The sequence below is a fragment of the Bradyrhizobium zhengyangense genome (assembly GCF_022012435.1).
In the GTDB taxonomy this organism is placed as follows: Bacteria; Pseudomonadota; Alphaproteobacteria; order Rhizobiales; family Xanthobacteraceae; genus Bradyrhizobium; species Bradyrhizobium zhengyangense.
In genome coordinates this window covers 132678-154836 of record NZ_JAKLUA010000015.1, presented here as the reverse complement: position 1 = coordinate 154836, position 22159 = coordinate 132678, and the positions used below count along the sequence as shown (strand labels likewise).

General features: G+C 61.6%; 23 protein-coding genes and 4 pseudogenes. 12 read left to right on the top strand and 15 right to left on the bottom strand.

The window, feature by feature from the left end; genetic code table 11:
• The 3 genes and pseudogenes from L6637_RS32750 to L6637_RS32740 all read right to left on the bottom strand — a co-directional run bounded on the left by L6637_RS32750 (nucleotide 1) and on the right by L6637_RS32740 (nucleotide 2039).
• Nucleotides 1-789, bottom strand: a complete 789-nt coding sequence (locus L6637_RS32750) for a hypothetical protein (protein ID WP_237864912.1) — start codon at nucleotides 787-789, stop codon at nucleotides 1-3.
• A gap of 91 nt (nucleotides 790-880) precedes the next feature.
• Nucleotides 881-1780, bottom strand: a complete 900-nt coding sequence (locus tag L6637_RS32745) for a methyltransferase domain-containing protein (protein ID WP_237873129.1) — start codon at nucleotides 1778-1780, stop codon at nucleotides 881-883.
• Between the two features lie 76 nt (nucleotides 1781-1856).
• Nucleotides 1857-2039: pseudogene (locus L6637_RS32740) on the bottom strand (DUF3606 domain-containing protein).
• Between the two features lie 113 nt (nucleotides 2040-2152).
• Here L6637_RS32740 and ligD (L6637_RS32735) point away from each other — a divergent pair.
• Nucleotides 2153-3072: pseudogene (gene ligD / locus L6637_RS32735) on the top strand (non-homologous end-joining DNA ligase).
• Nucleotides 3073-3130: 58 nt separating this feature from the next.
• Here the strand turns inward: ligD (L6637_RS32735) and L6637_RS32730 are convergent.
• From L6637_RS32730 to L6637_RS32715, 4 genes are all read right to left on the bottom strand, one after another.
• Entirely contained in the window at nucleotides 3131-3394 is a 264-nt protein-coding gene (locus tag L6637_RS32730; protein WP_237873128.1) for a GlsB/YeaQ/YmgE family stress response membrane protein, read from the bottom strand.
• A 23-nt stretch (nucleotides 3395-3417) separates the two neighbouring features.
• On the bottom strand, nucleotides 3418-3879 hold the full coding sequence (locus L6637_RS32725; RefSeq protein ID WP_237864908.1) for a YidB family protein: 462 nt from the start codon (nucleotides 3877-3879) through the stop codon (nucleotides 3418-3420).
• A 74-nt stretch (nucleotides 3880-3953) separates the two neighbouring features.
• On the bottom strand, nucleotides 3954-4574 hold the full coding sequence (locus tag L6637_RS32720; RefSeq protein ID WP_237864907.1) for a hypothetical protein: 621 nt from the start codon (nucleotides 4572-4574) through the stop codon (nucleotides 3954-3956).
• A gap of 37 nt (nucleotides 4575-4611) precedes the next feature.
• Nucleotides 4612-4932, bottom strand: a complete 321-nt coding sequence (locus L6637_RS32715; protein ID WP_237873127.1) for a hypothetical protein — start codon at nucleotides 4930-4932, stop codon at nucleotides 4612-4614.
• Nucleotides 4933-5398: 466 nt separating this feature from the next.
• Here L6637_RS32715 and L6637_RS32710 point away from each other — a divergent pair, with 466 nt between their 5' ends.
• The 4 genes from L6637_RS32710 to ligD (L6637_RS32695) all read left to right on the top strand — a co-directional run bounded on the left by L6637_RS32710 (nucleotide 5399) and on the right by ligD (L6637_RS32695) (nucleotide 9342).
• Complete coding sequence (locus L6637_RS32710) at nucleotides 5399-7078, top strand: DNA polymerase/3'-5' exonuclease PolX (protein ID WP_237873126.1); 1680 nt, start codon at nucleotides 5399-5401, stop codon at nucleotides 7076-7078.
• A 78-nt stretch (nucleotides 7079-7156) separates the two neighbouring features.
• Nucleotides 7157-7396: a DUF2171 domain-containing protein gene (locus L6637_RS32705; protein ID WP_011090751.1), complete on the top strand. Its 240-nt coding sequence runs from the start codon at nucleotides 7157-7159 to the stop codon at nucleotides 7394-7396.
• Between the two features lie 676 nt (nucleotides 7397-8072).
• The gene (locus L6637_RS32700; RefSeq protein WP_080677645.1) at nucleotides 8073-8261 is read left to right on the top strand and encodes a hypothetical protein; all 189 of its coding nucleotides are present in this window, start codon (nucleotides 8073-8075) and stop codon (nucleotides 8259-8261) included.
• Nucleotides 8262-8394: 133 nt separating this feature from the next.
• Entirely contained in the window at nucleotides 8395-9342 is a 948-nt protein-coding gene (gene ligD, locus L6637_RS32695; RefSeq protein WP_237873125.1) for a non-homologous end-joining DNA ligase, read from the top strand.
• 629 nt (nucleotides 9343-9971) lie between these two features.
• Here the strand turns inward: ligD (L6637_RS32695) and L6637_RS32690 are convergent.
• The 6 genes and pseudogenes from L6637_RS32690 to L6637_RS32665 all read right to left on the bottom strand — a co-directional run bounded on the left by L6637_RS32690 (nucleotide 9972) and on the right by L6637_RS32665 (nucleotide 14202).
• On the bottom strand, nucleotides 9972-10703 hold the full coding sequence (locus L6637_RS32690; RefSeq protein ID WP_237873123.1) for a hypothetical protein: 732 nt from the start codon (nucleotides 10701-10703) through the stop codon (nucleotides 9972-9974).
• The gene (locus tag L6637_RS32685) at nucleotides 10700-11116 is read right to left on the bottom strand and encodes a phage holin family protein (RefSeq protein ID WP_237873121.1); all 417 of its coding nucleotides are present in this window, start codon (nucleotides 11114-11116) and stop codon (nucleotides 10700-10702) included. Before L6637_RS32685 ends, L6637_RS32690 begins: the two co-directional genes overlap by 4 nt.
• A complete protein-coding gene (locus L6637_RS32680; protein WP_011090757.1) occupies nucleotides 11113-11778 on the bottom strand; it encodes a hypothetical protein in 666 nt (221 codons plus the stop codon). Before L6637_RS32680 ends, L6637_RS32685 begins: the two co-directional genes overlap by 4 nt.
• Nucleotides 11779-11788: 10 nt before the next feature.
• Nucleotides 11789-12751, bottom strand: coding sequence for a DUF3618 domain-containing protein (locus L6637_RS32675; RefSeq protein ID WP_237873120.1), 963 nt, complete (start codon nucleotides 12749-12751; stop codon nucleotides 11789-11791).
• An 813-nt stretch (nucleotides 12752-13564) separates the two neighbouring features.
• The gene (locus L6637_RS32670) at nucleotides 13565-13987 is read right to left on the bottom strand and encodes a hypothetical protein (RefSeq protein WP_028150871.1); all 423 of its coding nucleotides are present in this window, start codon (nucleotides 13985-13987) and stop codon (nucleotides 13565-13567) included.
• A gap of 15 nt (nucleotides 13988-14002) precedes the next feature.
• Nucleotides 14003-14202: pseudogene (locus L6637_RS32665) on the bottom strand (hypothetical protein).
• Between the two features lie 221 nt (nucleotides 14203-14423).
• Here L6637_RS32665 and L6637_RS32660 point away from each other — a divergent pair.
• Complete coding sequence (locus L6637_RS32660; protein WP_237873172.1) at nucleotides 14424-15788, top strand: carbohydrate porin; 1365 nt, start codon at nucleotides 14424-14426, stop codon at nucleotides 15786-15788.
• Here L6637_RS32660 and L6637_RS32655 read toward each other — a convergent pair.
• A complete protein-coding gene (locus tag L6637_RS32655; RefSeq protein ID WP_028150869.1) occupies nucleotides 15785-17095 on the bottom strand; it encodes an NRAMP family divalent metal transporter in 1311 nt (436 codons plus the stop codon). The two genes, L6637_RS32660 and L6637_RS32655, sit on opposite strands and share 4 nt — an antisense overlap.
• A gap of 274 nt (nucleotides 17096-17369) precedes the next feature.
• Between L6637_RS32655 and L6637_RS32650 the strand changes: the two genes are divergently transcribed.
• From L6637_RS32650 to L6637_RS32625, 5 genes are all read left to right on the top strand, one after another.
• Nucleotides 17370-17891 (top strand): hypothetical protein, encoded by a 522-nt coding sequence (locus L6637_RS32650; protein ID WP_237873119.1) that lies wholly within the window; start codon nucleotides 17370-17372, stop codon nucleotides 17889-17891.
• Between the two features lie 294 nt (nucleotides 17892-18185).
• Complete coding sequence (locus L6637_RS32645) at nucleotides 18186-18809, top strand: cysteine hydrolase family protein (protein ID WP_237873118.1); 624 nt, start codon at nucleotides 18186-18188, stop codon at nucleotides 18807-18809.
• 9 nt (nucleotides 18810-18818) lie between these two features.
• Entirely contained in the window at nucleotides 18819-19130 is a 312-nt protein-coding gene (locus L6637_RS32640) for a hypothetical protein (RefSeq protein ID WP_237873117.1), read from the top strand.
• A gap of 484 nt (nucleotides 19131-19614) precedes the next feature.
• A complete protein-coding gene (locus L6637_RS32630; RefSeq protein ID WP_237864895.1) occupies nucleotides 19615-19758 on the top strand; it encodes a hypothetical protein in 144 nt (47 codons plus the stop codon).
• Nucleotides 19759-20641: 883 nt separating this feature from the next.
• Nucleotides 20642-20797 (top strand): hypothetical protein, encoded by a 156-nt coding sequence (locus L6637_RS32625; RefSeq protein ID WP_237873116.1) that lies wholly within the window; start codon nucleotides 20642-20644, stop codon nucleotides 20795-20797.
• A 255-nt stretch (nucleotides 20798-21052) separates the two neighbouring features.
• Here L6637_RS32625 and L6637_RS32620 read toward each other — a convergent pair whose 3' ends face one another.
• Nucleotides 21053-21613: a type 1 glutamine amidotransferase domain-containing protein gene (locus L6637_RS32620; protein WP_028150865.1), complete on the bottom strand. Its 561-nt coding sequence runs from the start codon at nucleotides 21611-21613 to the stop codon at nucleotides 21053-21055.
• 137 nt (nucleotides 21614-21750) lie between these two features.
• Here L6637_RS32620 and L6637_RS42465 point away from each other — a divergent pair.
• Nucleotides 21751-22077: pseudogene (locus L6637_RS42465) on the top strand (SDR family NAD(P)-dependent oxidoreductase); the annotation flags it as partial.
• Nucleotides 22078-22159 lie beyond the last annotated feature (82 nt).

Below are 22159 nucleotides of genomic sequence, written 5' to 3'. Positions count from 1 at the left end.
TCAGGGCGTCCATCCTCGCGTGCCCAAAAGAACGCCGTGATTTCTGCCGGCAGCATTGAAATCGTAGATCTTCAGGTCGGACCAATCGAGCTTTCCTTGAAGCTCGGCCAGAGACTCCTTATCCAACTTCTCGTACACCTGAACGGCGAAAAGGATCCGCCTAGCGGCAAAGGCGTCGCCGAACTCCGCGATGATCTTGGTTATGGGAGGTTCTGTCCGGCGCAGATCGAGGCCTTCCATCTCATTCAGCGCAGTGCCCCAAGGCGGCGCCACGAAGACGATCATGGCCTCATCGGGCGCGGTATGGAGTTGACCCAGCATGACGCTGTAATCGCCGCACTTCAGATCGATGGCCCGATCGAGGGCCGCGAGGTTTTGCTTGGTCAGCTGAAAGACCTGAGGGTCGAACTCGAAGGCGATCCCGCGCGATCGCGGCACGTGCCGCAATATCCAGTACAAGGTATTGCAAGAGCCTGCGAAAGGATCGACGACGACCCACCGGCCCGGTGCCGGAAGCGACGCCGCGACGGCCGCGACGTCCTGCCCGATGCGGTCGGCAACGGCATCTCGGGTGCACTCGACGGCGGTCCGGCCGAGCAAACGCACTCCGCGCGCGTACCACTCGGCCGGCTTCATGCCGTACAGCCGGACGAAGTCGGGATCGGAGAAGCTGTCGCTACCGTATCGACGGACCTCGTCCAAGGTCAACAGCTGGTTGCGCTTCGCGCCGTGCAGCAGCAACGCTCGGTCATGAATCGGTGTCTCGGATTCCTTCGAACGCTCATTCATGTACGGAAGCTCCTGCGATCGACGTTTCCAATTTCAGCACGCTGTCAGGGCTCGGCTGCCACGAGCAGACCCGGACGAACGAAATGGACGGTCAGCGCAGCGATGCGACAACCACGAAGGACTCCTGTGGAAACGTCAGCCTGCCGTTCGCGAGCATCGAGCGATCCAGACGGGCCGCCACGTCGTCGGCGATAGTCGTGATCGTGCGCTCACGTCCGGCGTCGTCCTCTCTCGTCAACAGTGCGGCCATCGGGGTCGCCGTGAGCTGGAAGCGAACGTAGTCGAGCGCCGATGGAAAGCCGATCTGCTTGGTCACGGTCTCGACACCCACACGGTCGAAGCCCGCCTGGCGCACCCAATTGCCCACCTCGTCGGCGTTGCACGTAAGATGCTCGGCACGTTTGGTCCGCGAGGACTCTGGCCCGAGAAACCCATCCAGCGCCTGCACGAAAGCGTTCGCGGCCGGAGTGTGCTCGATTGCGCTGTAAACGCTCAGCCCGAGACGTCCTGTTGGTCTGAGGACCCGGGCCATCTCTCTAAGAGCCTGCGGTCGGTCGGGGAAGAATTGCAGCCCGAGTTGGCAGAGCACGAGATCGAAGCTGCGCGTTGAGAAGGGCAAATCCAGCGCGCTGCCCTCGGTCCACTCCACGTCGCTGGATTTCGCCCGGGCCACGGCCAGCATAGCCCCGTTGAGGTCTATGCCGACCAGCCTTCCGACGTGGCCGCGCTCGGCCAGCCGTCGCGCCACGACACCGGTCCCGCACGCCACGTCCAGTACGCTTTCGCCCTTCGCAGGCTCGATGCGATCGAGTAGATCATCAGCCCAGACCGACGTGATGGCGGGGACGAGATACCGTTCATACAATTCGGGAGCGCTGGCATCCATCTGCCAATGATCGTGAACTGTCATGACACCCTCTTGAAATTGGCCGGGTGAAACCGAGAAGATCAACAAATATTCCCCATGCTGACCGATAAGGACGGCCAACACAAGGTCTCTAAAAGTATGCTCGTCTTCCGGCGGAGTGTCGACGTTTGGCAGAAACCGGCGAAGACTGGCCGCTGGTTCAGCGTCCCAAGCGCTTCTCGACCCGCTTGCGGCTATTGCCGACCTTCTTGACAGCCTTCTTCACGGCCGATGCCGAGCGGCCGGTCTTCTTCGCTTCGTAGCGGACTTCCTAGTCCTGTCCCTTGGCGACGCGCGCCCGGTCCTGCTTGCGTCCACGCGCTGTCTTCTTCGCTGCCGCCATTGGCTCCTCCTCTTTCGAACTGACGGCGATGCAACGCTGCAAGGATTCGGGGGTTCCTGAAACGAATCCTGCCGTCCCGGCTTGAGTCCACCAGTTGCGTTGGAGTTCGTTGCGTGGCGTTTCAGCGACGTAAACCGGCGGCGGTCGGCGTGAAGGCGCCGTTCCCCGGCTTCGTAGAACCGGCCTTGGCATCATCGATCGAGAAGGTGCCGTCCGGGGCGCGATGGATTCACGAAATCAAGTTCGATGGCTACCGGGTCCAGGTCCAGCTGGCGAACGAAGCCGTGAGGGTATTCACCCGCCGCGGCCACGACTGGACCAACCGCTTCAAGAAGGTCGCCGACGACGCCTGGCACATCAAGGCGGGGTCGGCGATCGTGGACGGTGAAATCGTGGTCCCCGCCGCGGACGGCACGACGGACTTCTCGGTCCTTCAGAACGAACTGAAAGGCAAGTCGACCAGCATCGTACTGGTCGCCTTCGATCTCTGTACGTGAACGGCCGCGACCTCCGGAAGCTGCCGCTCTTCCAGCGCAAGACCGAACTCAAGAAGATCATCGACGGCACCGAGATCCAGTTCAGCGAAAGCTTCGAGCTTGAAGGTGCCGACATATTCGCACATGCCTGCAAGATCGGGCTCGAGGGCATCGTTTCGAAGGTACGCGACAGCGCATACGCCAGCGGCCGCGGCAACAACTGGGTGAAGAAGACCTGCGCGCAGCGGGAGACCCTGACGATCGCCGGCTTCGCGCTCGACGAGGGGAAATGGGACGGCATATACCTCGGACGGCGAAAGGGCGACGACCTCGTCTACGCAGGCAAGGTCGATCACGGCTTCGACAAGGTTTCGGCTGCCGAGTTGCAGAAGCGTCTGAAGCCGCTGATCCGGAAGACCCAACCCTACGCGAAGCGGATCGCACACAAGGGCATCTGGGTCGAGCCGAGGCTGTTGGCCGAGGTCGAGTACAGGGCCAAGTCCGCCGAAGGAAAGGTCCGGCATCCGTTCTTCAAGGGACTGCGAGAAGACCTTTGATTTGGTTTCGAAGAGCCGCTGCGCTTCGATCCGCCGCGGCTCCTGCTGCTTGGTCGGTCTAGATAGCCCGGCCGCTCCTGCCCGCCATCAGCCCATAGACGAACAGTACGATGATCGCGCCGATGACGGCGCCGACCAGCCCCGCTCCTTCGCCAGGCCGATACCAGCCGAGCCCCTGACCGAGATAGGTCGCCACGAACGCTCCCACGATTCCAAGGATCGTGGTCAGAACGAAACCAGTCGGCTCGTTGCCGCCGGGCATGATGAATTTCGCGATGACTCCTGCGATGAAACCGATGATGATCGTCCAGATGATGCCCATTTTCCCTCCGAGTGCGCGTTGTGTTAACCAGCCGACGGAGAAGGAACGCGTCCATCGGGCGTGTATTTGTCCACGGCAGTCGGCAGCTCGCGGGACAAGCGGTCGAGTATCTCCTGCTGCGACATTCCAGTCTGCTGTTCCAGCTTCTGCAGGACATCCGGACCGATCGCCTGCTTAAGTTCGGGCGGCGTGACCTCCCGGTTCGGCCCGTGATCGACCCAGGACTGCGCGGCGTCACCCTGACCGTTCTGTTTGAAGTGCTCGAGAAGTTCGCCGATCCCGCCGTTGAGCAGCGAACCCACGCCACCGCCGCCGACGAGGCCGCCCAAGTTGCCGAGCATGCCGCTTAGCGAATCCTTGTTGCCTGCCGCCGGCTGCCCGGTGGTCGCGTTGCGAAACATCTCCGCCAGCTTGTCCCGATTCTGGTAACCGGCGAGAGCGAGCATGCCCAAGAGGGCGGTCATCGATGGCATTCCGCGGCTCATTTTCCGCTCCTGTATTCGATCGTTGTCGCGTGCAAAAAAAGGCGGCCCGCTTTGGAGGCGGGCTGCCAACCGATTTACCGTACGCCTGTGCCGTAGAGTTGGCGCTCGCGGCGGACCTCGTCCGCGCCGTAAGGTTGCGCCGCGGGATCGTAGCTCTTCCACCCCGACTTTTGCCAAGCCGCGCTGCGGTCGCGCAGATTGACGGCGGATTGGTCGAGGATTGCTTCGTACCGCGCACGGTCGCCGTCAGCAACGCGGGCCGAAACCATCGTGCCGCCGCGCCTTACGCCTTCGGCATAGAGAGGTGCTTCTTCCTCGGAAACGCCGGCTTGCGTCAGCGCACCGACGACTCCGCCCGTGGCGCCGCCGGCGACCGCGCCCAGCGCCGTCGAGGCGAGCCATCCGGCCGCGACCACCGGACCCAAGCCCGGAATGGCCAGCAGTCCAAGGCCAGCGAGCAGACCGGCTGCGCCGCCGAGACCCGCGCCGACGCCGGCCCCCGTGGCAGCACCTTCGGCACGATCGTCGACACCGTCGCGGTCGCGATCGACTTTCTTGTCTGTGCTGTACCAGTTGTCCGAATTGTTCGCGACGATGCTCACCTCCGAATGCGGCAGACCTGCCGCTTCGAGGCTCGTCACCGCGCGCTGTGCGTCGGAATAGTTGTCGTAGAGACGTGAAATCGTAACGGTCATTTTGAATCCTTGTCTGCGTTCGCTACTGCGCTCAGTGTTACTTGGCCGCGTTGACGTTGCCCTGAAAATCCAGGCTGACGTTTGTCGATGTGCCGCCCTTGCTGGCCTTGCCGCGCCACACGCCGTTGTCGTCCTTCTTCAGGCCCGTGACGTCGGTGTAACCGGCCTGCTCGATCTTCGATTTGGCTTGGCCCTCGGTGAAGCTGTTGGCCCCCGAAACCGGTTTGTCGGAATTGTTCTGGCCGGAACTGTTGACCGCGTTGTTGTTCGGGCGGTCGGTCGCCGGCGGATTTTGCGCGAACGACGGACCCGTCAGAAGCGAAGCGACCGTCAGCAGCAGAAGAACTTTCTTGTTCATGTCGTCCTCCAGTATTGGCCGGGCACAACATGTGCTGCGCCCAGAGGTTCCAAGTTTTCCCGGTCGGATTGACGCAGCACTCAGGCCGTGACGCCGACGCCGCGAGCCCGCCGCGGCGCCGGCGCCGGAGAATGAGACCCATGGCTGCTGATCGAACCATGAGGGGTAGCCGGCGTTTACTGACATCATGTCAGACGCTTTCGACTATTTCCGCGCCTACGCAGTCCGGGCTCTTTGCAAGGCGCGAGCGATGCCGAAGGGCCGGATGAAGCACCTGCAGCTTGTGGTCGGCCGGATCTATAACCTTCTCAAGAAGGAGGCGGCTTACGGCCCGAACACGCAGCACCTCGAGGATTTTCGCGCGGCCCGGAAGCTGGAGAGCTCTCTCGATCGTCGGTCAAGCGACCGCCCCGGGGGTCGCCTTACTCCGGCGGCGCCGCGAAGCTCGGACCGGGAGGCTGGCTGAATGCCTTCGCTCGACGCGCGCGATGTGGCAAGTCTCCTGCGAGAGTACGCGCAGCGCACCGCCTTGCGAGGCGGCAATCCCTACCGGGCGAAAGCCTACTCTCGGGCCGCCGACAGCCTGGCGGCTCTTGCCGTCCCTCTGGACGTGCTCATCGCCGAAGACCGGCTTACGGAGATCCCGGGGGTCGGCGACGCGATAACCGACATCATCACCAAGCTTCACATAACGGGCAGTCATCCCAGCCTCGAAAAGCTGCGGAAGGAGATTCCCGAGGGCGTGCTCGAGATGCTCGCTGTGCCCGGCCTTCGTTCGGAGAAGGTGCTGCGCCTCTACAAGGATCTCGGCATCGCTTCGCTCGCGGAATTGGAAGCCGCTGCCAAGGACGACCGCATCAAGAAGGCAAAAGGACTCGGCGCCGCGCTGCAGACCAAGATCCTGCAGAACCTAGCGATCGCCAAAAGTGGAGAAGGTCGCCTTCACTTGCACCGTGCCGCCGCCTTGCTCGAGCACGCGCGTGATTCCATCCGGAATGCCCGGCCCGAACTCAAGCGCGCGACGTTCGCCGGTGATTTCCGTCGAGGCTGCGAACTCGTCGGCGACCTCGTAATCGTTGCGGAGGCGGCCAAGCCGGACAAGACATCGACGCCACCGGCCGACGGGCTGCAAATCCGAGTATCTGACCGCAAGCACTTCGGCGCTGCTCTCCTCTTCGCGACAGGCTCCGCCACTCATATCGAACAACTCCAAGCTTTGGCTGCGGAAAAGAGGATGCGATTGGAGCCCGACGGCTTGCACAAGGGGCGCACCCTAATCGCCAGCGAGGAGGCGGAGATCTACCGCGCCCTCGGTCTGCCCTTCATCGACCCTGAGCTCCGGGAAGGGCGCGGCGAGATCGAGACGGCTCTGAAAGGCAAGCTTCCAATGCTCGTCACCGATCAGGACCTGCGCGGCATCCTTCACTGCCACACCGATGCCTCCGACGGCACCGAGACCCTGGAGACCATGGCGAAGGCGACGCGCCAGCGAGGCTTCGAGTATTTCGGCGTCGCCGACCATTCCAAGTCTGCCCACTATGCGGGCGGTCTCTCCGTCGAGGAGATCGCGCAGCAGCATCGGGAAGCCGACCGGCTGAACAAGCGCTTCGGCAAGGATTTCCGGATTCTGAAAGGCATCGAGTCCGACATTCTGGCCGACGGCTCGCTCGACTATGACGACGACGTGCTGGAGCGCTTCGACTTCGTGGTGGCCAGCATCCACGGTCGCTTCAAGTTGGATCGCAAAGCGCAGACGCAGCGCCTGCTTGGGGCTATTTCCGATCCCCACACGACCATCATCGGCCACATGACCGGGCGACAGCTCCAGCGGCGGCCGGGCTACGAAATCGACGTCGAGAAGGTGCTGCGTGCTTGCGCGAAGCACGATGTCGTCGTCGAAATCAATGCCCATCCATGGCGGCTCGACCTGGACTGGCGCTGGCACCAGGCGGCCCTCGACTTCGGCTGCATGCTGAGCATCAATCCGGACGCGCACTCGATTCCCGAGCTCGACCACATGCACTGGGGCGTCCTGATGGCCCGCAAGGGTGGTGTCCCCGCCGAGCGGGTCCTGAACGCGATGTCGCTTTCAGAGATCACGCGCTACCTACGCCAGAAGCGGCGCTCGCTCTCGCGGGCGGCCTGATCGGCGTATGCTGAGCGTTGGGAAGCAATCAAAAGTTTCCCGGACCGACCGATTATTATTGCTGACTGAGAGATACCGATGACAGACATTTCTAAGATCAAGGAACACATGGACGTGATTTCGTCGGATAGAAAGATGGTCGGAAAAGTCGATCATCTGGACGGAACCGATAAGATCAAGCTGACGAAGCAGAGTTCGCCGGACGGTCAGCATCATCACTTCATTCCGCTCTCATGGGTCGATCACGTCGATCAGCACGTGCATCTCAATAAGACAGGCGCCGACATCACCTCACACTGGCAGCACGCTCAAAGCTGACCAACCGACCGGTCAACCCATGCATCACTGCGGCAAAGGCGTCCAAAACCACGTAGGCGCGCCACCTGCCCGACTCTAAGAACGGTCCCGCCGCCGGCCCGTTTCCAGCGCGAAGCCAAGGAGCAACAATGACGGATCAGGCACGATATGGAGCGCTGAAGGGCGCAGCCGCGGCAGGCGCATTCGCTCCGGTCGGACCAGCGGGGCACATTGCGCTCGGACAACATCGTAGGCACCACTTCAGCAAAGCGACCCTTGACCGCATAGTCCTGGTGGAAGGCCACGGCGTCGAAGGCGACGCCCACGCCGGCGCGTTCGTTCGGCACCGCTCCTTGTCCGTCGCCGCCTGCCCAAGTTCCGGCAGTTCCATCTGATCCCATCCTAGCTCTTGGCGTCCCTTCTTGATGCCGGCTTCGAGGTCCCTGCGGGCGACCTCGGCGAGAACCTCACCACTGCCGGTCTGGACCTCGAGCGGATGACGCCACATCGAAGGGCGCCTCGCTCAGTGCCTTGCGGCCGACCTGCGGCAATCTGAAACCCATCACAGTAGACGCACTAGCTTCGCCCGAACTGGAACAATTGTCCAAGCGATCTAATTGAAGTTTGTTACGACTTAGCTGGGATGACACGGAGTTTTCCTGGAGAAGCGTGTAGTTGATCAGGAAAGGTGCTTCACATGGATCACGGACGAAAATCATCAAAAGCGGGGGAACAGGCCGCTGAAGGCTTGCGCGAGGCGACTGCTAAGGAAGAAGCGAAAAACGAGACCAAGTCGGGACACGATCTAGCTAAGGGCGCTGACCGCTTTGAAGAACGATCTAAAAGCTCCGATGGAAGAAGCGCAAAAGAAAAACAAAAAGGGTGAATGTAAGACCCGGCGTGGCGTCCGCCACTGGCTCATCTGCGAAGCGGTCCCGAGCCAACGAAAGTCCGCTCATCGAAGTACACTCCGACAATGCTCTCGGAGCGTTCGTCCGGTGGACGTTTTGGAGAACTGAATGGGCCGCACGTCGAGTTTGCCGAAACGCCTGCAGCCGATGCTCGCGACCTTGACAGATGATCCGTTCGACGATCCCGCCTGGGTCTTCGAAGACAAATACGACGGCTTCCGTATGATTGCCGAAATCAGGGACGGCAGGGCCGCTCTCTACAGCCGCAACGGCAAGCTGATCAGCCGCAGCTATACCGAGGTGGCCGCAGCGCTCGAGATGGTGAAGGGCGACGCCGTGATCGATGGCGAGTTGGTCGCGATCGGAAAAGACGGAGTATCTCATTTCCAGTTGCTTCAGAATGCCCTCCGCCATGAAGCGAAGCTGCTGTATTTCGCCTTCGATCTCATGTTCGCGAATGGAGAAGATCTGCGGAAGCGGCCTCTCCTCGAACGCAAGGAGCGGCTCAAAACCATTCTGCCGCGCCACGGGCTGATCGGTTTTAGCCGCCACCGCAAGGGGAAGGGCAGGAAGTTCTTCGCTGAGGCCGAGCGCGATGGGCTCGAAGGCATCATGGCGAAGCGCATCGACGGTGCATACGCGTCCGGAAGCCGGACTCCGGACTGGCTCAAGATCAAGACCGCGAAGCGCCAGGAGGTCGTCATCGTCGGCTTCACGGCGCCAAGGCGCACCAGGCCTTTCTTCGGTGCCTTAGTTCTTGCTGTCAGGGAGAAGGAGTCCTGGCGGTACATCGGGCATGTGGGAACGGGCTTCAGTCACCAAACGTTGGCGGAGCTTCACTCCAGGCTAACCCGGCTGCAAGTGGCGAAGTCGCCTTTTCCTGCGAAAGTGAAGGATGAGACAGTCACGACCTGGGTGAGACCTTTCTTGGTAGCCGAGGTAAAGTTCGCAGAGTGGACCACCAAGGGTGAACTGCGCCAGCCCGTCTACCTAGGCCTCAGATCCGACAAACAGGCGAAAGACGTCGTGCGCGAACAAGAGCGGCTTCGCTCATAGGATTTCAGCGACCTAGTTTCACGCGGACCTCCGGGCGAGGAAGAATGGCAGGTACCCCTCCTATGAATCCGATGTGAGTCGTCTGGTCTTCCACTCTTGGCAGCTCGAGGGAACGACGCTCAGGCGGGACCGTTCGAAAGACGTTGCAGAATTTCAGACCGAAAGGAGCGGCTGGTGCGCATACTCTTCGTCGAGTATGACTCGCTGATCCGGGAGCTCGTGGTGGAGGCTCGACGTCATCCACGCCTCGACCGGCGGAGAGGCACTGGCATCGTGCGGGCGAAGCGCCGCCGATGTTCTCATCACCGACGTGCAACTGCTGGGAAGCGTCGATGGATGGCAGATCGCCGAACGCTCAAGCAGGATCCGGGATTGCGGGTTATCTACGCCATCGGCTTTTCGCCGGTCGCGCCTCGTCCGGCGGCAACGTGTTCCTGCGCAAGCCTTTCCCACCGGAGGTAGCGTTGCGAAACATGTCCGCTAACTTGCGCGATTTTGGTAACCCGCGATTGTGAGCATGTCCCAAAAGGGCAGTCATGGATGGCATTCCGCGGCTAATGTTAGGCTCCTAATTTTCCAAACGGGGGATCGTGGTTGCGCGAGAGGTCGGAAGCATGGGCCGGCAACTCTCACAACTGTTTGGTCTTTTCCTTCGCGGCCTGGGTGGCATCAGTCCCCGCTTGCCTCATCCGATCGACTGCCTCGGCTCCCATGTCGCTCGCTTCGGCCACGAGCGTATCGGCAGCTTCGCGCAGCGCCTGAGACACGGCGGATCCGCGCCTGCTCAGATCATCCTTCACTTCGTCGCTGACCTCGCCGATGTAGTTGTCTTCTATCTGAGACGTTCGAAATGCGCTCGCAAGTGCTGCGCCTATCGCCAAGCCAACGGCGCCGATTACCAGGGGCTGTTTCTCCATGACGTCGCCGATTGAAGACTGAGCTTTCGCCAAGGTGTCTGCTGTCGGTAGAGGACTTCCCATCTGGGCGAACTGTTCGCGAGCGTAAGCCACGCCTTCGTCGAAGCGGTCGCGGACGCTGTCCGTTGCATCAGACATCGAGCCGACCGCAGTATCGGCGGCTGTATCTACCGTCCCGCGCGAACCGCTCCCTTCATGATCCATGTCCGGGGCGGTCGGAGGCGCTGCGGTCCGCTGCAAGCCCGAGGCTGCAGCCCGCAGATTGGTCGCACCGGCGCCGACGACGTCTGATGCGACGGTGGCCGCGGATCGCGCAGCCCCCTTCAACTTCGCGTCCCCGAGCATCAGCCAAAGTGCTCCGCCGCCGATCAGCGCGGCGGAAAGCGGGTTCTCTCGGGCTGCAGCAAGGAAACTATCAAAAAAGCCGGTTTGCGGGCCGCTCATCGCATCATTCCCTTCACGGTGTCTTTGTCCTTTTCAAGCTGCCTTATGGTCTCCCGCGGAGCCAGGCTGCGCGCATCCAGCCGCTTGATGCCCATGGCAAACAAAGCGCCCGATATGGCAGCGGCGACAATCGCGGAAGTCAGGTAGGCTAATGTTGGCGACCACCCCCCGTTGATCAACGCGGATGCCAGGGCGAACAACGCCATGACGATGGCCGGGATGACAAGGACGGCGCCCCCGGCCAAAAGTCCAAATGCTTTGCCGAGCCTTTGCACCTTTTCGCCAAGTTCGGCCTTCGCCAGGTCGACCTCATTCTGGAAAAGCTTGGTGACCTGAACCAGCGCATCTCCGACAAGGCCCGAAATGTTGCTAAGATCGCTTTTCCCCGTTTCGATGTCGTGCTCGATGCTCATGATGCGCTGCCGTCCTGCGAAGGTGGCTTCTGCTGCTGTCCGGTCGGTGATCCCGTAGAGGTCTGGCCACCGAAGTCCTTGCTCGCATAAGCGGCTCGGCCGCCGGATGAGCCAGCTTCCGCGCCTGTCGCCGAGCCCGTCCGCTGCGCGGTCGAGCTGCCTCCCGAAGCCTTCAGAAACCGTACAGCGGCGAACCCAGCCAAGACAGACAGGCCAAGAAAAGCCGCGGGTTGTCGCTTCGCAAAATCGGTCGCACCGTCGACGAGGTCGCGAAAGCTGCCGTCGCGAACCTTTGCGGCCGCGTCTTCCACATAATCGGCGGCTGAGTTGATACCGCGTGCGGCAAATGGCACGTCAGTTTGGAATGCGCCGGCGGCCTGGCGGAAGTTTCCGGCCAAGCGCTGGATGAAATCGGCGCTGGTCTGCTGCTGTTCTCGTGCCCGTTCTTGGATCTGGTCGACGGTGCCGCTGGCGACGTTCTTGGCTGCATCGGTGGCTTCGCTGAACTTGTCCCGTGCCATGTCCGCCGATGCCTGCAGGGCTTCTCCGGCGCGCTGCTTTATCTCGGCCCCTGCATCGCCGATCTGTTCCTTCAGACCGATGGAGGAGTTGCTCTTACCTTTGTTGAAGTTGGCCGGCTTGATGACGTCTGAATCGCTCATGGTGTATCTCTCAGGTGCTAGAATTTCGGGAGGGGCTGAACGCCGCGTCGACAACTTCTGCGGCCGCTTCCTTGAGGTTGTCGGCCAGATTCCGGGTCATACGGCTCGCGTGCCGCCCCAGATCGGCTTCACTCACGCTCCTTGTCGCGGCATCGGCGGCCGACAACGTCGCATCCTTGGTCGCCTCCAAACCGGATTCAGCTGCTTCGCCTGCAGCGCGCTTCAGGCTATCGCTGGCGGGGCCGGCCGTCCGGTCTTCGAACTTCGTTTCCGGCAGGGCCGCCGCGATTATTGCGCCGATGGCGATGCCAAGTCCTCCGATCAGCGCGGCATTATCACCGATGATCTGACGCGCTTGTTCTGGAGCGGCGTTCGCCGAATCCTTGATGGCATCCATCCCTCTGGTGATGTTGTCACCGATCGCCCCTGCGGCCTCCGTTGCTCGAGCCTTGAGGTCGTCGGCTGATGTCTTGGCCGCATCCATGGCATCGTTGACCGCACCAGCGGCCCGCCCTTGGGACTCGGAGAGTTTCGCCTGCGCCCCACTTTTCGCTTCCTGCACCCTCTCGGCAGTTTCGTCGATAAACCGACTAGCTCCATCCATCACGGGCGACACCGCTTCAGCAGCCCGGTCGCGCACGCTCTTGGAGGTAAGAGCGAGGCCCGCAGTAATCATGAGAAGCGGCAGGGGCGCCCCTCGGGCCAATCGCAGCAGCGGCACAGCCACCGCGGTACCCGCGGCGACCGCGCCCAGCGGGTTATTCATCATTTTCTGTTTGAGCTCTTTGACCCAGCCTTGAGCCGTGTCGCTCACATAGTCCGACACTTCCGATTTAATTCGCTGAGGCGTGACCATGTCACGCAGATCCTGCTTCGTGTCGGATAGTCCCTGCTTCAGACGGTCGACCGTGGCCGCCAGCTCCGCCCGGTTACGCTCGGACTCGCGTCGTAGCTCATCCACCGATCGTGTCATGTTCATCCTCTTGGGCTTATTTTTGGACACTGCTTCGAGGACGAACTCGCCTTTGGTTGGATCGTTCCTAGTTGCTCGTCCGGCGCTCTCGCGATCAAGAACGCTCGAAAGCAGGACAGACAGGTCTGGCGAATCCTTCCGCAAAGGCACGGAGGAACGGCCCTGAGTACTCCGCTGAACCGTCCACGTCCGGTTCTATCGCCGCCCACGTCGGCGGCATCGCCGCTTTCCCGGCTTCGCTCTCTTATGTCCCTCAGGTCCGGGAAGCATGGCGGCGGAGATTGGCGGACGACCCGTCTGCAACATGCTCGCCGCCCTCAAGCTGGGCCTTAGTCTCCCGGACAACAAGGAACGGGGCGAGTCTCCCCCTCGCGAGGTGAGCCTCGGCGCGACCAACATGCCCTCCAAGGTGCGATGGACTGCAGCTCCCTCGTGGCGGCGGCCGATCGCGTGCTCTAGGCCGCCAAGGACAGCGACCGCGATCGACTCGTCACGGCGATCGTAGAACTGACCGGCCTCCGGACGCCCTGCGTCCTCATCGACCGCTTCCGGGCCGGCGGAGCGGTTGCGGGTGGCGATACCGCGCGGATTCGGCTCACGTCCACATCGTTTCGCGCCTTATCGACTTTGTAAGAGCCTGGTGCACAACCCGGCAACCCCATCTCCGAATCGAAACGCGTTCGGTAGTCGGGCGGGCATGGCCGGAAACAAGGTAACGGCGGTACGCTTAGGGCTGGGGAGACAATCGACAGTCCGGGACTAACCAAGCCGCCGCGCCCAGCCGGCGGTTTCTTTTTTGACCTCGATATCACCTCAGGAGGCGTTCGCCCTCGCCCGTTCGCGCGCCTCGCGACGACGTTCGCGGCGTTCGCGCCGCCGCTTGGCACGGTCAGTAGGCTGAGGCAGGGGAGGAAGCTGGTTTGGAGTGACTATCGGAGCCGTAGCCTCCTCGACGAAAGGCGCCTGAATCGGTTCGGGCGCGGCGGGGCGAGCCTCCATGAACTCGAGCACTGCCCTCCCATTGGCCGTGATCTGCCATCCGCCGCTGATGCGTTCGACCAGCCCTTGTGAAAAGATGTCGAGATCCGGAACCCGGGCGGCGAGGCGCTTGGTTCGATCCGCCCATTCGCGGCCACTGGTCGCCAGGATGGCCATGTCGCGCTTGAGGTCTTCCATGAGGGCGAAGCCGTCCGAATAGCTCACCAGGATCTTCAGCACCGTGACCTGGAAATTCACGCCCGCCTCGACCGATCAGCGCGACATCGTGGGTGCGCGCGAAAGGGCATCACGGCCTACCTGCCTGAGTTCTTCCAGCGATACCTCACCTTTGGTAGCAGCCTCCAGTATCTTTGAGGCAACATGGGTACGCGCTCCGATCTCGCGGTGCGAAACGCTCTCGCAAACTTCGTTTAAGACCGCGCGCATAGCGCAGTAGTTGTCGGATCGAACATGAATGCCCCCAGAAGGGAAGACCCCATCATAGCCAACATTTCGCGTGCCGCGATTCAAAAATGTTAACGATTGCGATAGGCCAGTTGGTCTGACCGACCTTTTGGAAATTGGCTCGACGGTGGACTTACCTTGCAATATCGGGCAATTCGTAAGGCTATCTTCGAGATCAGGAAGTCGCGTGTCGAGACCTCACCGAGTCTATAGGCAGGTCGTTCTTTCGATGTCGGTAGTCATGCTCCTGGCAGCTGGCGCCGCGGCCCAGGAGGACAAGAAGACCGACGACGACAAGCCGGCCGATCCGGACACGGGTGAGAGCACCGTGGAGGAAAAGACGCTCGGCATTCTGCCCAATCCGCTGCAGAAGTACGGCGTGAAGTTCGCGGCCACTTACATAGGCGAGGCGTTTGGTAACGCTACCGGCGGCCTGAAACAGGGCGCTATCTACGAAGGTCGCCTCAACCTCGCGGTGGATGTCGACCTGCAGAAGCTCGTCGGCGTCGACAAGCTCACTTTTCACGCCAACATGTTCCAGATCCATGGCGACGGTCTATCGCGCAGTAATCTTCAGAACTTCTTCGTCGTCAGCGGCATCGAGGCCTTGCCGTCGACGCGACTTTACGAAGCCTATTTCGAGAAGCAATGGGGCGCAAAGAAAGTCTCGTTGAAAGTCGGCCAGCTTGCCGCCGACAGCGAATTCTTCAACACCAAATATACTGACGTGTTCACCAACGCCTCGATGGGTTGGCCCGCGATCACCTCGCTCGATCTTCCCAGCGGCGGACCGTCGCCACCTTTGGCGGCTATGGGCGCAAGGCTGCTGGTCAACGTGACTGACCAACTTTCGCTTCTGGGCGGGATCTTCGACGGCGACCAAGCCGGACCCGGCTCAGGCGACCCGCAGCAGCGCAATCGCTACGGCGTGAATTTTCGCGTCAACGATCCGCCGTTGCTTCTAGGTCAAATCCAGTACGCCTGGAACAACAAGAAGGGCGACCCGAACCTGACCGGCCAGGTCAAGTTGGGCGGCTGGCGCCATTTCGGCTCTTTCGCCGATCAACAGCTCGCGTCTAATGGCGTCTCGTTCGCCGCTCCCGGCACTAGCGCGGAGCCTCTATTGCTGGCAGGAGATATCGGTGGCTGGGCAGTGTTCGAGCAACAGATCTACCGGGTGCCTCACAGCGACGATCGTGGGATCGGTCTCTTCGCAAGGGCCGCTGGCGCGCCCGCCGATCGCAACCTGATCGATCTCTACGCCGATGCCGGCCTCGAGTTCATCGGCCTTCGCGACGACCGGCCCTACGACAAATTCGGGATCGCCGCGGGTTGTGCGCATGTCTCAAAACGGGCGCAGGCGCTCGACGCCGACTACCGGACGTTGGTCAATCCAAGCTGGCCGATCCGAAGCTTCGAAGGATTGCTGACGGCCGTCTATCAGTATCAGATCAGGGATGGCTGGACGGTACAGCCGAACTTTCAATACATCGTCCACCCCGGCGGTGGAGCAACATTACCCGTCGGCCCGCTGGCGGGGAAGATTCTCAAGAACGCTTCGGTGTTCGGCCTCAGGACCACACTCAAGTTCTAAGACGACGAGCCCATGAACATCGTGGCGACCATGCCAACGATGCAGAGAGCCATCGCGGCGGTCGCCGCCCAGCCCAACCAGTACAAGGGCCCGGTGACGACAAGCTTGCCCATGACCTTCGGTCGCCGGACGAGCACCATCAGAAGGACCATCACAGGCGCGGCCAGCACTCCGTTGACCACAGCGCTCCAATAGAGGGCTTTGATCGGATCAATCGGGGTGAAGTTGAGCCCGATACCGCAGAACCCCGAAAGTGCCAGCACGGAGTAGAACGCGATGGCCTCCTTCGGCTTACGGGACAGACCGACCTTCCAGCGACGCCCTTCGCCAATGGCGTATGCGGTTGAGCCGGCCAGGACAGGGATCGCCAACAGTCCGGTCCCGACGATGCCGAGCGCGAAGATGAGCTCGGCGAAAGGACCTGCGATCGGCTTCAAGGCTTCCGCCGCTTGCGCCGAACTTTCGATGTCGGTCTTGCCTTGGGCGTGAAGCGTCGCCGCGGTCGTCACGATGATGGAAAGCGCGATGAGGTTTGAGAAGGCCATGCCGATCATCGTGTCCAGCCGGATACGCCGGAATTCTTCCGGTGCGTCAGACGAATCCTTCTTTAAAGGCTTCTTGTCGGCGTCGATTCGCTGCTCCTCGGCTTCTTGCGACGACTGCCAGACGAAGAGATAAGGCGATATCGTCGTGCCGAGAATGGCGACGAGCGTCGTCAAAAACGCAGCGTCCCAGCTTACGCGGGGGATTAGGACGCCCTTCAGCGCCTCCTCCCAAGGCACCTTTACGACGGCGAGAGCGATCACGTACGCGAACAAGCTAAGCGTCAACCACTTCAGCACGGACACGTACCGGTCGTAATTGAAGAAGATTTGGGCGAGGACCGACAGAGTGCCGAACAGCACCACGTAGGCGATGCCGGGACCTCCGATCAAAAGCTTCAGCGCGTCCGCCATCGCGCCGAGATCGGCGGCGATGTTGATCGTATTGGCGACGAAAAGCAGTCCCACCAGACTCCAGACCCAAGCTGCGCCGAAGTTCCGGCATACATTCCCCGCGATGCCGTGGCCGGTCACTCGCCCTATCCGTCCGGAGATCTCCTGGATCGCAGCCATGAGGGGGTAAGAGAGCAGCATGGTCCAACCGATGCCGAACCCAAGCTGCGCGCCGGCCTGGCTGTAGGTGCCTATCCCGGACGGATCATCGTCGGACGCGCCGGTGATGAGGCCTGGTCCCAGCGTCGAGAGAAAGTTGCGGACGCGGAACGTCTTTCGCCTCTGAACCTTCGGTTCGATCGCCGCATCCATTCGAATGGTTCTCCAAACATTCTGGGACAGTCTCTCATGCGCAGAACTAAGTCATCAAAGTGCTCGCCCGCCCGGGCGCTCGGCCAAGGAGGGAGGATCGAAGGCTGCTAGTGTCCGCGTCGCTCCGGGTAGGGTAGGTTCCGAACGGCGCCTGATAACGGGCTGGAACCCCCGACGTTCCTTAGCCGGGAGCGGCGAGATCTGCTTGCGGACTTGCTGGTAAGGGCGGCCTGATAGTGTCACGATGTGCTATCGACAAATCCGGGGGTGTGTCATGCGATCGCAGGTCCGGCTTCCCGATCCGATCGCCGCCGTCTTCATCACGGAGCAGCTCGCCGACCGCCAGACTGCCGCGCCTGACTTCCTGCGCGAAAAACTTGCCATTCAGAACCTTGCTGAGGTGATGTCCGACCATCCGGATGAGGTGCTGCCCCGGCTGGTCAAACTCGGCATGGAAATCTGCGGGGCTCACTCCGCCGGCATCAGCATCTTCGAGCCGGAAGTCGGCCAGTTCCGCTGGTACGCGCTCGCGGGCGAACTGGCGACCTTCGACGGCGCGACGACTCCGCGGAATTTCAGCCCCTGCGGGGTCTGCCTCGATCTGGCCCAGCCCATCCTCATGGAACATCCAGAACGTGCCTACGACTGGATCCGAGACGCGGGAATCACGGTGCCCGAGGTGCTGCTCGTCCAATTGACCATGAAGGGGGCGGACGCGGCTTCAGCAAGCCGGTGCAGACCATATTACGCTGATGAAAGGGGAACGGCGTCGACGGCGATGCCACCCGGACCTTGAAAAGATGCCGCTCGGCACACGCATTGTACGCGATCGTCGAGCTGACGGGCCTGCGGACGCCCTGCGTGCTCATCGATCGCTTCAGGACCGGCCTAAAAAGGCAGGTCGTGTGCCGATAAAAACGGACCCTGCATTCAGATGCGGCGTCATGGACGTGGTGCGAGCGGGCGGACCAGTGGCAGAGTCATCCTGCCTGATGGATATCAAAAACGCTTCCTTCGCTATAGCCCCGTGGCAAGCCGGAGGAACCAAGCCGCTACACCTCCGTTGGAGCTGGCTTTTGAGGACAGGTCCATGACGAAGGGTGACGAACTCCACTACGGCGCTCCCCGGAACGCAGTCCATCTCTGCGTCGACATGCAGCGGATGTTCGCGGGAGGTACGGATTGGACGATGCCGTGGCTGCCGCGCGTCCTGCCGAACGTCGTCGCGATCACCTCCGCCCATCCCGAGCGGACAATCTTCACGCGCTTCATCCCGGCGCAAAGCCCAGGCCAGGGCGCCGGCACGTGGCGGCGCTACTACGAACGCTGGAGTTCGATGACTATCGACCGGCTCGGGCCGGAAATGGTCGATCTGGTGCAGGAGCTCGCCCGCTTCGTCCCGCCGGCGCGCACTTTCGACAAGTACGTCTACTCGCCTTGGACAGGGAGCGGCCTGCATGCGCAACTTCGCGAAGCCGGCGTCGAAACCGTCATCGTCACAGGCGGCGAAACCGATGTTTGCGTCCTCGCAACCGTATTGGGCGCGGTCGACTGGGGCTTCCGCGTGATCCTCGTCGCCGATGCGCTTTGCAGCTCGGCAGACGAGACGCATGATTCCATGATGAAGATCTACATGAACCGGTTCGGCCAGCAGGTGGAGTGCGTCACGACCGAAACGCTTCTCGCCAACTGGCCGGCCGACGGCCGGGGCTAGGTCCCTCTGATGAACCGTTCCTACGTCGTGCAGATCCTCGTGCCGAAGGAGACCGGCAAGGGCGAGCCGGTTTCCAAGGAATGGTTCGACAAATTCCTGCAGAAGCTGACCGACGAGTTCGGCGGGGCTACCAGCTACATCCGGGCCCCTGCAAAGGGCCTGTGGCGCAGCGGCGATACGACCGAGCGCGACGATATCGCGGTCGTCGAGGTCATGGCCGCGAAGCTCGCACCGGAATTCTGGCGGTCCCTCCGCGAGCGGCTCGAACGAGAGCTCTCGCAGGAGGATCCAATCAAGAGGAACGCATGGGATCACCAATGACATCAAGACGCTCCATGCTCCGGTGGAGTTCTTCGCATTTTGACTGCGGACATCGCAGCCGTATCAGGATGGCTGCGATGGAATGCTCGGATCGAAAACGTCGTGAAGTGCACATTTTGAGTAATTTGAGCCGATTCTCTCGCCCTGCGAATTTAATCTTCGATAGCGAAACCGTTTCTGGACTATGGTAGTCTGTGTTCTATCACAGCCCGGTCCGTGGCTTTTATCTGTGATGAGAACGCCGGTAGCGCTCCCGCCTTCCTCGAAGGATAGGAGCGCGCCATGGCAAGTCGGCGTCGTTTCAAGCAAACAAGATCGCTCAAAGATCGGCTCGCGTCGTTCGCCAAGGATGCGCGAGAAAAGGCGTCGTCTCTCCCGCCTGGCGCAGAGAAAGACGAGCTGCTTCGCAAGGCGGGACAGGCTGACACCACGGCCCGCGCTGCGATCTGGATCAATTCGCCTGGCTTGCAGCCGCCGAAATAACGTGAAGGATTATCAAGCCTCCATTGAAAAGCTTCGCAAGGATGCTGCCGAGGCGGCGCTGATCCGCGACTCGGCTATGGATGAAGCAAAACGTGAAGTATTCAATCGTCTATGGGAGCACCTCAATCGTCTCGCTGATGAATGAGCAGGCGCTCCGAAAGGGGCAGACATAAGAGAAAAGGATCTACCTAAAAAAGCCTCCTGCTCAAAAGGAGCCCGAGGGGCTGAACGACTTTCGAGAGTTGGCCCGCGAGGGCATCGAGGAGCAGCGCGAGCAAGCGCAACAAGGCTTCCGGCGAGTTCATAGGCGTCAAGAAGCCCGCGAAGGGCAAGAAGGCTGCCAAAAAAATACAAGGGCGTGCGGGTCGAGAAGAAGGCCGCGAAAAGAAGAAGGCGCGACGATAGGAACGGACGACACAGGCGCCGGTTGAGCGCAACAACTCTGGAGGTTCGCCGTGAAAATAGTCCCGTTGATAACAGCAGGCCTGATCGTCCTTTCGACTGCCGGTGCCTCGGCGCAATCAGGCGGCGCTCCGAGCGGACGAGGAGCGGTGACCGGTGATCCCGCGGCCAGCTCGACAGCGCCGAACGCGGATCCGCGCAGCACGACTGGCATGTCACCAGGCTCGCGCAGCGGTAGCGGCACGTCCACGTCCGGCGGGAAGGATGACAACGGCGATCAGGGGCGAGACAGAATGCCGGACAGCAATATGGCAGTAAGGCCGCAGAGCGATCAGCCGCAAAAGCCGCACTGACCCCCGATAGGAACGAGGCTGGCACCCAGCCGTTGGTTCCTTGAGGTGCTGGCATCTCCGCCCCCTGAGATGTCGGTACTGAGAGCCCCGTGGCGCCGCCGCTGCGGGGCTTGTCTTTTAAGGAGCCTACGATGAGTGACCGTACAGGCAATGAACCTTCGCCGTTGATTATTTTCGGCATCGCGATCGTCCCCATCATTGCGGTATTGGCGTGGTTCGCTTTCTGATCGCGACATTCAGCCCCACTCGGGCGCTAAATCGCGCGAGGCACCTATGAAGATCGACCTACTTGGTGATTTCTCACATTATGCGCAGATGACATCGTCCGCTCAGCAATTCTACAAAGAGGCGGCGGCCTGCCGCGAAGAGGCATCTCGAAGCCTCAACGCTGTCGATCGCGAGGGCTGGGCAAAGCTTGCCCGCGAATAGGCGGAACTCGCGCTCGCGGCGGAGCGTGGCCAGATTTTCCGTCGGCGGTAGGGTGGGTGCATCCCAAGGACGTGCTACTTGCTGGATTAAGCTTCCGAGCGCAGCCCCTTCAAGGCGCCGATGGCCGTAAGCGATGCCGCCGGGATTCTAGCGTCGTGGGCGAATTTCGCGAGTGTCGTGAATGCTGCCTCGCCGGATTCGAGGATTGCGACGCGTGCTTCCGAGCCCGCCTCGTCCGATAGTTGGGCGCTCGTCTCATGCCCCGCTGCGCTGGGTGTGCCGACCTTCCTTGACCTCTTCCACGATCTTGGCGCAGAAGGCCTCGAGATCGCCCGGGTTGCGCGAGGTGATGATGCCCTGGTCAACGACGACCTCTGCATCTTCCCACTTCGCACCGGCATTCGCGACGTCTGTCTTAATCGACCTAAAGGACGTCATCTTGCGACCTCTTGCGATTCCGGTCTCAATGAGAAGCCATGGGGCGTGGCAGACGGCCGCCACGACCTTCTTGGCATCGAAGATATCCTTGATGAACTTCAGCGCCTTGGGCTCGACGCGCAGGAGATCCGGATTGATCTGCCCGCCAGGCAATACGATCGCGTCGTAGTCGGCGGCCGACGCCTCGTCGAGCGTCTTGTCGACCTTCACGGGCCGACCCCAATCCTTCTGGTCCCAGCCCTTGATCTCGCCGGCGGCGAGCGACACCACATCGACCGTCGCGCCAGCTTGCTTCAGGCGCTCTTGCGGCACTTCCAACTCGGCCTGCTCGAAACCGTTCGTGGCGAGAATGGCGATCTTTTTGCCGGTCAGATCCATGGGTCCAATCCTTCATTTCGGGGTTTCCTCCAACAATCGATCGTCTCGAGCATCGTTCCTGAAAAGCTGGATCGGGCGGGAATTATGACCCGACCGTCGCGGCGACGGTAGAATTGAAAGCAGCAGGAGAGTTTCGCATGGCCGACAGGTTCCACGGCAAGGTCGTTGCAGTCACTGAAGGGGCTTCCGGCATCGGAGAGGCGACAGCGCGCCGCTTCGTTACGGAGGGCGCGAAAGGCGCTGGTCGACCGCGAGGAAGCCTCACTCGAAAAGGTGGCCAGAGCCTGCCTGCCGACCAGGTCACGGTTCAGACGGCCGACGTGTCGGATTCGCGTGCCGTCGATGGAATGGTCGCGGCCGTCGTCCGCCCCTTCGGACGGCTAGACGTCATCGTGAACAACGCCGGCGTCCGTGAAGATCCCGCTTCAATCACTGACGAGAAATGGCGGAAGGTCATGTCGACCGACATCGATGGCGTGTTTTATGGCTGCCGCGCGTCGCTGCGCACCTCGAAAAGACCAGGGGCGCGCTCGTCAACACGGCGTC